Source organism: uncultured Vibrio sp. (assembly GCF_947488985.1).
In the GTDB taxonomy this organism is placed as follows: domain Bacteria; phylum Pseudomonadota; class Gammaproteobacteria; order Enterobacterales; family Vibrionaceae; genus Vibrio.
Window position 1 is genome coordinate 1 of record NZ_CANLBV010000117.1, and the last position, 9,137, is coordinate 9,137.

Annotated in this window: 12 protein-coding genes and 1 pseudogene; 7 read left to right on the forward strand and 6 right to left on the reverse strand. The window is 44.8% G+C overall.

From position 1 onward, the window contains the following. Positions 1-131 precede the first annotated feature (131 nt). Together Q1A70_RS17600 and Q1A70_RS17605 are read right to left on the reverse strand one after the other, a co-directional pair. Entirely contained in the window at positions 132-1,055 is a 924-nt protein-coding gene (locus Q1A70_RS17600; RefSeq protein ID WP_299694669.1) for a Dyp-type peroxidase, read from the reverse strand. Between the two features lie 64 nt (positions 1,056-1,119). Next, a complete protein-coding gene (locus Q1A70_RS17605) occupies positions 1,120-1,581 on the reverse strand; it encodes a DUF2919 domain-containing protein (protein ID WP_299694672.1) in 462 nt (153 codons plus the stop codon). A 109-nt stretch (positions 1,582-1,690) separates the two neighbouring features. Between Q1A70_RS17605 and Q1A70_RS17610 the strand changes: the two genes are divergently transcribed. Continuing rightward, a complete protein-coding gene (locus tag Q1A70_RS17610; protein WP_299694675.1) occupies positions 1,691-2,035 on the forward strand; it encodes a DUF2956 domain-containing protein in 345 nt (114 codons plus the stop codon). Between the two features lie 12 nt (positions 2,036-2,047). Continuing rightward, on the forward strand, positions 2,048-2,395 hold the full coding sequence (locus Q1A70_RS17615; protein WP_299694678.1) for a DUF4156 domain-containing protein: 348 nt from the start codon (positions 2,048-2,050) through the stop codon (positions 2,393-2,395). Positions 2,396-2,464: 69 nt separating this feature from the next. On the opposite strand, the gene Q1A70_RS17620 is transcribed toward Q1A70_RS17615, so the two are convergent. Then, positions 2,465-2,752, reverse strand: a complete 288-nt coding sequence (locus tag Q1A70_RS17620) for a helix-turn-helix domain-containing protein (protein WP_004741665.1) — start codon at positions 2,750-2,752, stop codon at positions 2,465-2,467. A 205-nt stretch (positions 2,753-2,957) separates the two neighbouring features. On the opposite strand from Q1A70_RS17620, the gene Q1A70_RS17625 reads away from it, so the two are divergent. The 4 genes from Q1A70_RS17625 to Q1A70_RS17640 all read left to right on the forward strand — a co-directional run bounded on the left by Q1A70_RS17625 (position 2,958) and on the right by Q1A70_RS17640 (position 5,476). After that, the gene (locus Q1A70_RS17625; RefSeq protein ID WP_299694682.1) at positions 2,958-3,305 is read left to right on the forward strand and encodes an ArsC family reductase; all 348 of its coding nucleotides are present in this window, start codon (positions 2,958-2,960) and stop codon (positions 3,303-3,305) included. A gap of 95 nt (positions 3,306-3,400) precedes the next feature. Continuing rightward, a complete protein-coding gene (dapE, locus tag Q1A70_RS17630) occupies positions 3,401-4,537 on the forward strand; it encodes a succinyl-diaminopimelate desuccinylase (protein WP_299694685.1) in 1,137 nt (378 codons plus the stop codon). A 46-nt stretch (positions 4,538-4,583) separates the two neighbouring features. Further along, entirely contained in the window at positions 4,584-5,258 is a 675-nt protein-coding gene (locus Q1A70_RS17635; protein ID WP_299694688.1) for a M15 family metallopeptidase, read from the forward strand. An 8-nt stretch (positions 5,259-5,266) separates the two neighbouring features. After that, a complete protein-coding gene (locus tag Q1A70_RS17640; protein WP_299694691.1) occupies positions 5,267-5,476 on the forward strand; it encodes a DUF2897 family protein in 210 nt (69 codons plus the stop codon). A 113-nt stretch (positions 5,477-5,589) separates the two neighbouring features. On the opposite strand, the gene bamC is transcribed toward Q1A70_RS17640, so the two are convergent. Together bamC and dapA are read right to left on the reverse strand one after the other, a co-directional pair. Beyond that, positions 5,590-6,624, reverse strand: coding sequence for an outer membrane protein assembly factor BamC (gene bamC / locus Q1A70_RS17645; RefSeq protein ID WP_299694694.1), 1,035 nt, complete (start codon positions 6,622-6,624; stop codon positions 5,590-5,592). A gap of 48 nt (positions 6,625-6,672) precedes the next feature. Then, a complete protein-coding gene (gene dapA, locus Q1A70_RS17650) occupies positions 6,673-7,551 on the reverse strand; it encodes a 4-hydroxy-tetrahydrodipicolinate synthase (protein WP_299694697.1) in 879 nt (292 codons plus the stop codon). 423 nt (positions 7,552-7,974) lie between these two features. Between dapA and Q1A70_RS17655 the strand changes: the two genes are divergently transcribed. Further along, entirely contained in the window at positions 7,975-8,517 is a 543-nt protein-coding gene (locus Q1A70_RS17655) for a glycine cleavage system protein R (RefSeq protein ID WP_299694700.1), read from the forward strand. A 54-nt stretch (positions 8,518-8,571) separates the two neighbouring features. Here Q1A70_RS17655 and Q1A70_RS17660 read toward each other — a convergent pair. After that, positions 8,572-8,763 (reverse strand): annotated as a pseudogene (locus tag Q1A70_RS17660) (IS4 family transposase); the annotation flags it as partial. Positions 8,764-9,137 lie beyond the last annotated feature (374 nt).

The window sequence follows — 9,137 nt, forward strand, 5'->3', positions numbered from 1 at the left end:
TCCCTAGAGTCGTGAAGAAAAAGCCAAGCCGATATCCTAGAAAAAACAATGCCGCTCACCTTAAGTGAACGGCATTACCTCCGAGGCTCCCTTAATTAATTGAATATCTAGCAATTTTGTTAATGGTGGGTTTACTTGACCACTAATGCACTCAGCATATCAGCGGAAGGCGCAAAGTAGTAAGCACCGGTCACAGCTTGAGTAAAACGAAGCAGTTGGTCTGTTTTGCCATCGGTTACGCCGTACATGCTCTCGAGCATCGCATCGAAATTGTGGCGAACGTTACAGTAAGCAATGAACAGTAAACCGTGATCACCCGTTGCGCTGCCATAAGGTAGACTATGGCGAACAATCTTAAGGCCCTTGCCTTCTTCTTTTATATCAACGCGACCAACATGAGATGCTGCTGGGACATCATCTAGCTCAATAGAGTCAGGCTTAGTACGACCAACCACTTTCTCTTGCGCTGAAACACTCAATCGGTTCCATGCAGGCAGGTTGTGTACAAAACGCTGCACCATCACATAGCTGCCACCAGCGAACTCACCTTCTGGCACAATCGCCACTTCAGCTCGTTGTGCGTCTTTCGGGTTTTCAGTGCCATCGACAAAATCGGTCATATCACGAGAATCTAAATAGCGATAACCGTAGGTTTCATCGACCACTTCAACGTCAGCCGCCACTTCAGAGAGCAACTTGCGTAAGATAAAGAAGTGCAGATCATGTCGGTTTGAATGGCAGTGAATCAACACATCAGACAGCGTGCTCGGTGCGCTAATATCGCCTTCACCAAGCTCAGGGAAATCAATCAGATCAGCAGGGGCCGCTTGCTCGAACTTATCCCAAAAAGCCTTTGAAAAAGCAACCGATGCAGTGAGCTGGGCGTCTGGTTGAGTTTGGTTTAACTCGTTGATCAAAGATGGGATCTTTTTAAGCTCGGCGAGCACTTTAGTAGCGTTAGCATTCACTTTAAGTTGAACGTAAAGAGCAAAAGGTCCTGCTTCCGGCAAGATAGCACTTTGAATGTTTGACTGCTCAGTTGAGTTGTTAAGCATAGATAATCCTTTCGTTTTTAGCTTTTAAGTATAATGGTGAATTGGACAAATGTTTTGATGAGAATCAGTCTTCTAGCTCAACTACTTTAAAGCAATCCCTCGCAGCATGGCTATTGGTTAGATAAAGCGCTAACCATAACAGCAGCAACAGAGTGATAGCGTTTGACCAACGAAACCATCCATTATCCAAATAGATTAAATACAGGGTGTGAGAGCTCTGTGCCAAGATAGCCATCATGGTAACCCAACGTCCCCATGACACAACTCTATTTAAGCGCTTTCTATCGGGCGTTCTTAGTCCAAATAACCACATCAATAACAAGCTAGGGATACTCAATCCAATCCCGACATAAAACATCTGATGATCAGGATAGATGGTCTCAAGAATATCGGTGCCCGATTCTCGGCTTGCACCTGCCACAATGAAAACGACCAACGCTTTCGCCAGAAACAGCCAGCCTAACCATAATAGGATTGGGGCTTTTAAAAAGCCGTGCTTGTCGTATTGTTCTATGGAGTACCGCACAAATCTCACTTTCACTTATTTTCAAACCGACACTTTAACGCAAATCATTCATACTTCACTAGGTTTGCGTTATCTTATTGGGTAATCCATTTTAATCATCGAACTCAGTATGAAAAAGAAAATAAATACACCGTCGGTTGAATCTCAGCAAGAAGCCATGAAGATAGCCAAAGCGACTCAAAAGCCAGCGCAAACGAAAGAGCAGACTAAGCTAATAGCTCAGGGCATCGAAAAAGGCATCGCACTGTATAAAAAGCAGCAAAAAGAGCGTAATCGCCAAGCCGATAAAGCCAAAAAACGAGTACAGAAAGAGAAGCAAATTCAGCAAACAACCCTCAACCAAGAAGACAGCGTACAACCAAGCGTTGAGACCTCACCCAACCACAACAGTAAGTTACCATGGATATTGTTGATCGCGAGCTGGGTAGGTTTTGCGATTTATTTGATGGCGTAACAGGATAAGCGTATGAAAAAGGAGTGGTTTGCTTTGGCTGCCAACTGCATGTTGCTAGGGTGCACAGTGCCGACATCAAGACCTCATAGTGAAGCAGACAATGTGCAAATGGATTACCACGGTATCATCGATATCAGCCAATGCCGGTACCAAGGGGAAGTAACAGGCAGCGAAGGTCACTGGTACAGCTACCTGTTTTACCCCAATGACACCTTGATTCAAGGCGCTATGAATGAACTCAAATCCAACGCCATTGAGTTAGGTGCTGATACGGTGATATTTACGCTCCCGCAACACTTTACTACTTCTGTGACCATGCTCGGTACTGCTTACCTATGCCATCCCAATCGTAACCAATAGCGAACCGGTTCGCTTTTTAACTGCCAAGATCTCAGTTAGGGCGATCAAAAAAAGCCAGCTTTCGCTGGCTTATGCACTAAATCCAAGGCTTGTTGCTATATCGCCTTTGCGTTCTAAAACCCACTGACTATCAAAGGGTCCCCAGTCGGATAACTGGTAATAACCATCATTATGACGTCGCCCATCTTGAACAAACATAAGTTCGATACCGATCCCCGGTAGCGCCTTGAGTACATCTTGAATCGTACGACGAGGCCAACCCGTTTTTTCGATGAGTTTAGGCACATTTGGCCTATCAAGGCTTTCCACTAACAATGCTAAATATAGCCGCCTTGCAAAAACAGGACTCAACTCCATTGACACCTCCTATATATGTGCCAAACAATTATTTCCTTTTTCGCCAACAACATGTTGAGACTGATCAATAACTCTCCATTAGTGACATTTTCTTACTATTTTTTTTCACTCTATGAAATATTCCTCACTCTATTTTGTCTGAATTGTCGCTTCCTGATAGGATTCACCCCATAACAATGAAATAAAATCACCTAAAGGAAGAGTAATGACGATCACTATGTTTGGTATCCCCAATTGCGACACCATCAAAAAAGCGAAGAAATGGCTTGAAAATGAAGGTATCGAGTTTGAATTTCACGATTATCGCAAGCAAGGCATCAACCAAGAGTTAGTCACAGCATTCTGCTCAGAGCTAGGCTGGGAGCTTGTACTCAATAAACGTGGTACGACTTATCGCCAGCTTTCACAGCAACAGAAAGACACACTTACCGAAGAAAAAGCCGTGGCATTACTTGTTGAACAGCCCGCTATGATCAAGCGCCCGATTTTAAAAGTCGACGGTAAGCTGTACATTGGTTTTAAGGCCGCACAATACGCCGCTATTTTTGCTTAAGTGTTTTTTTGCTTAGTCACTTAACATACAGCAAGGTGCTGAAGTTTCCCGATTCAACACCTGACAACACATTTTATTTAACAAGGAATTCAAGGATGACAGATAGCCCTACTTTGGCTCTGGCAAAAAATCTCATTAGCCGCCAATCAATTACACCTGAAGACGCAGGCTGCCAAGACCTGATGATTGAACGCTTAAAAGCACTCGGCTTTGAAATCGAGGTGATGGTCTTTGAAGATACCACCAACTTTTGGGCTCGCCGTGGTACTGAAGCGCCTCTGTTTGCTTTTGCAGGCCACACTGATGTTGTGCCAGCAGGCCCGATCGATCAGTGGAACACTAAGCCATTCGAACCGACGGTTGTCGATGGCTTCTTGTATGGCCGTGGCGCTGCAGATATGAAAGGCTCTCTGGCTTCAATGGTGGTTGCCGTTGAACACTTCATTGCTAAACATCCCGATCATAAAGGCTCAATTGGTTTCCTGATCACATCCGATGAAGAAGGCCCTTTCATTAACGGTACCGTACGTGTTGTTGAAGCGCTGATGGCTCGTGGTGAGAACATCGACATGTGTATTGTCGGTGAACCATCCAGTACTGACTTCGTGGGTGATGTCGTGAAGAACGGCCGTCGCGGCTCTATCACTGGCGACCTAACGATTAAAGGGACCCAAGGTCATGTAGCCTACCCTCACTTAGCGAACAACCCAGTACATAGCTCTCTGCTGGCAATCAACGAGCTGGCAACCACCGAGTGGGACAAAGGGAATGATTACTTCCCACCAACCAGTTTCCAGATCCCAAATGTGAGTGCGGGTACAGGCGCATCAAACGTGATTCCAGGTGAGTTTAATGTTCAATTTAACCTGCGTTTTAGCACCGAGTTAAGCAACGACATCATCGTTGAGCGCATCACAACCACGCTCGACAAGTATGATTTCGACTACGATCTAAAATGGACATTCAATGGCGACCCGTTCTTAACCGACGCAGGTTCGTTGCTTGATGCTATTGTTGATGCTGTGGGTCACGTCAATGATGTGAAACCTGCACTGCTAACGACTGGCGGTACGTCTGACGGACGCTTTATTGCGCGCATGAAAGGGCAAGTAGTAGAGCTAGGCCCTGTTAATGCAACCATTCACAAGGTTAACGAATGCGTGAAAGTAGCGGATCTAGAGAAGCTCACCGACATGTACGAAAGAACACTCGTGAACCTGTTCGCTAAATAGTTCTTTAATCAGCGACTCATGACATCTAATTATTGAGAGACACGTTATGACACCAGAGCAGCTTACTGGACAATCAGATTCTCATTTGGAACCTAGCCTTATTGGCAGCAAAACCTTCTTGGTTCACCGTGAGGTCAAAAATGACCTAAACCATTTGATTGAAGCAGCTCAACTTGCCGGTTTTAAAATGAAGATTGCCAGTGGCTTTCGCGACTATGACAGGCAATCTCTGATATGGAATCGTAAGTTCTCTGGTGACCTTCCAATATTAGATTCAGAAAGCCAACCTCTTGATACTTCAACACTCACGGAGCATCAGAAGTTGGCGGCGATTCTGAGGTGGTCAGCCCTTCCCGGCGCGAGTCGTCACCATTGGGGCTGTGACTTTGATGTCTTTGCTCGTAACCACTTACCTGATGGTACACAGTTGCAGTTAGAGCCATGGGAATACCTTACTGGCCACCAGCAAGCGTTTTACCAATGGTTATCTGAGCATGCTCCGCAGTTTGGGTTCTTTTTTCCGTACAGCCAAGATCTCGGTGGTGTGGCGATCGAGCCATGGCATATTAGCCACCGCAAAGTATCCGAATCGTGTTTATCGCAGTTATCGCCTGCTTTACTTGGCAAGCAGATCCAATCTAAGCCAGTATTAGGGTATGAGATTATTCTGGAGCAGCTAGACGAGATCTATGATCGCTTCGTAGCCAATATTAGCCATTAGGAGTACTTATGTGGGAATGGCTTACAAACCCTTGGGTCATCATCATCATAGTGGTAAGCATTGTGGTGGGTAACATTGCAGCGCTCAAACAGACCGCTAATATGGATTGGAAGAGGCGTGGTAAAAGAGAGCGAGAACTCGATAAGCTCAATAGCTTGGATAAGATAAACCACGAGAAAGCGCAACAAGATAAGTCCACGGACCGCCAAGATCGCTAGTCTTATCGTTAAACGGCGAGCCTGATTCACAGATAAACGGCAGATTGCTTAACTAAGACAAAAAAGAGGACACAATGTCCTCTTTTTTATTGGCTCTAGCTATTCAGCATTCGCTACTCAGCTTTGTGTTCGGTTTGATCTACAACGTGTGTTAACACTGGCACCATTGATTTAAGCAGCGCTTCTTCCACCGGTTTACCTGATGAATCCGTTACGTTAATTGACGTACGGTTACCAAGATCACCCAACAAGAAAGTATAAGAACCTGGCGCTAAATCAATAGGCTGTAGGCCCACCTCTTCCCAGAAATTATCGCTTGGCGCTGCATATTTCGCTTCCACTGTACCCTGTGATTGGTTACGCCCTTCAAGATCAAAACCCATTGTCGGTAGCAAGGTCGGCAAACGCTGCCACAATACATCATATGGTGTACGAGCAATAATGACAGGCAAGCCACTACGGTCGGTGCCCATTGAGATCGGGATACGTTTCACCAATTCCTGCGCTTTCAACGTCGCTTCAGCACGCAGATTCTCATCGTACTTCGCCATCACTAGGTTAGTAAGGAACGCGTTGTAACGCTCTTTATTGGTCGCCGTTACTGGCTTCTCTGTAGAACCCTCACGCCAATCAATCAGATTAATCTTAAAACCGTGGCGGTTGTTCGATTGGAAACGCGACAGAGAGTAGCGGCTGCCAATCTCAACTTCTTCATCTTCAGATTTCCATGTCACCCAATCGGTCTCGATGTCATTCTCTGACTGTTCACGAATGCCAATACCACGCTCAGCCAGCATATCGACGGCGGTTTGCCATACTCGATCAGCCTCTTCTGCTCGAATCAACCATAGTGTCACTTCACCATTTTGGCGTTCAGCACGAGCACCCGGGATCAATTCAAGCACCTGTTGAGGAGGACGAATATCAACGTCACGTCCAACTCCACCACTGAATTCACCACTTGGGATCTCAAAGTTCGGGTAGAACTGAGGTTGAGCATCTTCAGGCAATTGCCATTCTGAAAACTCAGGGGTTGCTAAGTATTCGAAATCATCTTTGGCTTGACGTCGTTGACTCGGGTTACCAGAACATGCTGTAAGAACGAAAACAGCCAGTGACCCAATCACTAGCTGGTGAGAATACTTCATTTATACTCCTAAATGCCGAAGGTTCACTTCGGCATCACTTCATACGTTTTAGTAAATGCACGCTTCAGTCATTGCTTTAGCAACAACGGGTTGCGCTGTTTCTGACAATTCAGTCAGCGGTAGACGTAAGCCACCTTCAGCGATCAGGCCCATTTTATGAACCGCCCATTTTACGGGAATAGGATTTGACTCAACAAACAGATTCTTATGTAGAGGTGCCAAACGCTTGTTGATCTCTTCGGCTTCTTCAAACTTACCTTCTTTAGCAAGCTTGAACATGGTTGCCATATCAGCGGCGGCAACATTGTTGGTTACAGAGATCACACCATCGCCACCACGCTTAACAAACTCAAGGCCCGTTAAGTCATCACCACTTAATAAGATAAAGTCTTCACCACAAAGTTCACGGTGAATGGCGACTCGGTCTAGATCACCCGTCGCATCTTTTAATGCAACGATATTTTCAATTTTGGCAAGGCGAGCAACCGTCTCAGGAAGCAAATCAACCGCAGTACGACCCGGTACGTTATATAGAATTTGTGGGACATCACTCACTTCAGCAATCGCTTTGTAATGCTGGTACAAGCCTTCTTGAGTTGGCTTATTGTAATAAGGAGTCACACTCAGGCAACCCGCAATGCCTGAACCATTGAGCAAACGACTAAACAGCACCGACTCGTGCGTAGCATTAGCTCCAGTCCCCGCAATAACAGGTATACGACCATCGGCAAATTCAACGATCTTGGTGACGACTTTAACATGCTCTTCAATCGTGAGTGTTGAAGACTCACCTGTTGTGCCTACCGCAACCAGACCATCACTACCTGCAGCAATATGGTGCTCAACCAACTTTTTAAGGCTGTCGAAATCCACTTCACCATCGGAATTAAATGGTGTAACCAGCGCAACGATACTTCCTGAAAACATGTCTATCTCCCTTAATTTATTCTTTTTGCATGTTACTGTAAGCGGTTCAAGAAACACAAGACATTAAAACCGCTTACTGGCAACAACTGCACTAAATATTGTTGTATGTTTGAGGTAAAACGACTTCTAATGGCGTTCTAACAAATATTTGATTAACTTGCGTTCAATCTATCAGATGAATGAGGCCAAATGTCAGTATCGTGTAAGCGGACACTGCTCATCATTTAGTTATTTTTATCCCTTCGATATTCTTATCATTTGTTACACATCGAAAGCAAGGTGGCTAGGACGGGTTGACCTTTCGTTGCAAAAATCAGCTCGAAAGATCAATTCGCCCGAGTAAAAGCCCTTTTCTCTCACTTATTCCTCTGAGTAACTGTGCTAACATGCATACATCAATGGAATATAAAGAGACGTGATTTAATGACTCAACATCTAGTAATCACAGCAGTGGGCACCGATCGCCCAGGCATATGTAATCAAGTGGTTAACTTGGTTACCCAATCGGGCTGCAACATTATTGATAGTCGTATTGCCCTATTTGGGGAAGAGTTTACGCTCATAATGCTACTGTCGGGAAAGGCAAATAACCTCACACGCGTTGAAACCACTTTGCCCTTGCTTGGCCAGCAGCACGACTTGATTACCATCATGAAACGAACCTCAACCCATGATGTTATAGATAACTCCTACACCGTCGAGGTGTTCGTTGAGTCAGACGACAAACTCGGACTGACCGAGCAATTTACCCAGTTCTTCGCAGACCGAAACATCGGTCTCGATTCGCTTAGCGCGCAAACCATCAATAAATCTAAGGTTCAGCTCGATAGCGACCAGTTCCATATCTCGATTACCGCTTCGGTGCAGTCAGAATGTAACTTGATGCAGCTACAAGAAGAATTTAATTTGCTGTGTCAGAGCCTATCTGTACAAGGTTCGCTCAACTTTATTAAAAACAGTCTTTAAAAAGGAAATATCATGAATACGCTAACAGCAGGTGTTCCAGCTCAAGATGGCAATATTGAATTGCCTTAGTAAATCGGCAATGGAGGAGCAGTTCCCTTTGCTCAAAGCGGCGACTAAGCTAATGACTAATTACTCGGGTAATATCGCCCGACATCGTTTCATAAACCCTGTATTTTTTGCCATTTTTTGAAGGCCATCAGCATTAAAGAATTGCTTAAACTGCTTTTGTAGGGAGATAATTGTCATCGGCTTCACGGTTGATATAGGTGGTTTGTTTGGCGACGATTATCTGATCATAAATGAAGCCTTTTTTCTATCTAAATAAACAGCTTAGCTCTTAAGATCCTGTCTATGAGTCGAAGATAAGAAATGTGGCTAATTCAAGATCAGAAAATAAATGAACTATACGATTATGAGTAAGCGCTGGTCGTCGATGAACCCTTCCTTTACTGGGAACATCTCGAACGGTAAGGAACGGCCTATAATGTTTGCCAACTCCCTGTCCTCGCTTCTCCTTTTATAAACGCTTGAGAATAGCAGGTTCTAAGGCGTGTTGATCTTTCGTGAGTATTTTTTAAACAGCATGGTAAAGAGTTATAATTTGCTTCGCCAAAAGTAAA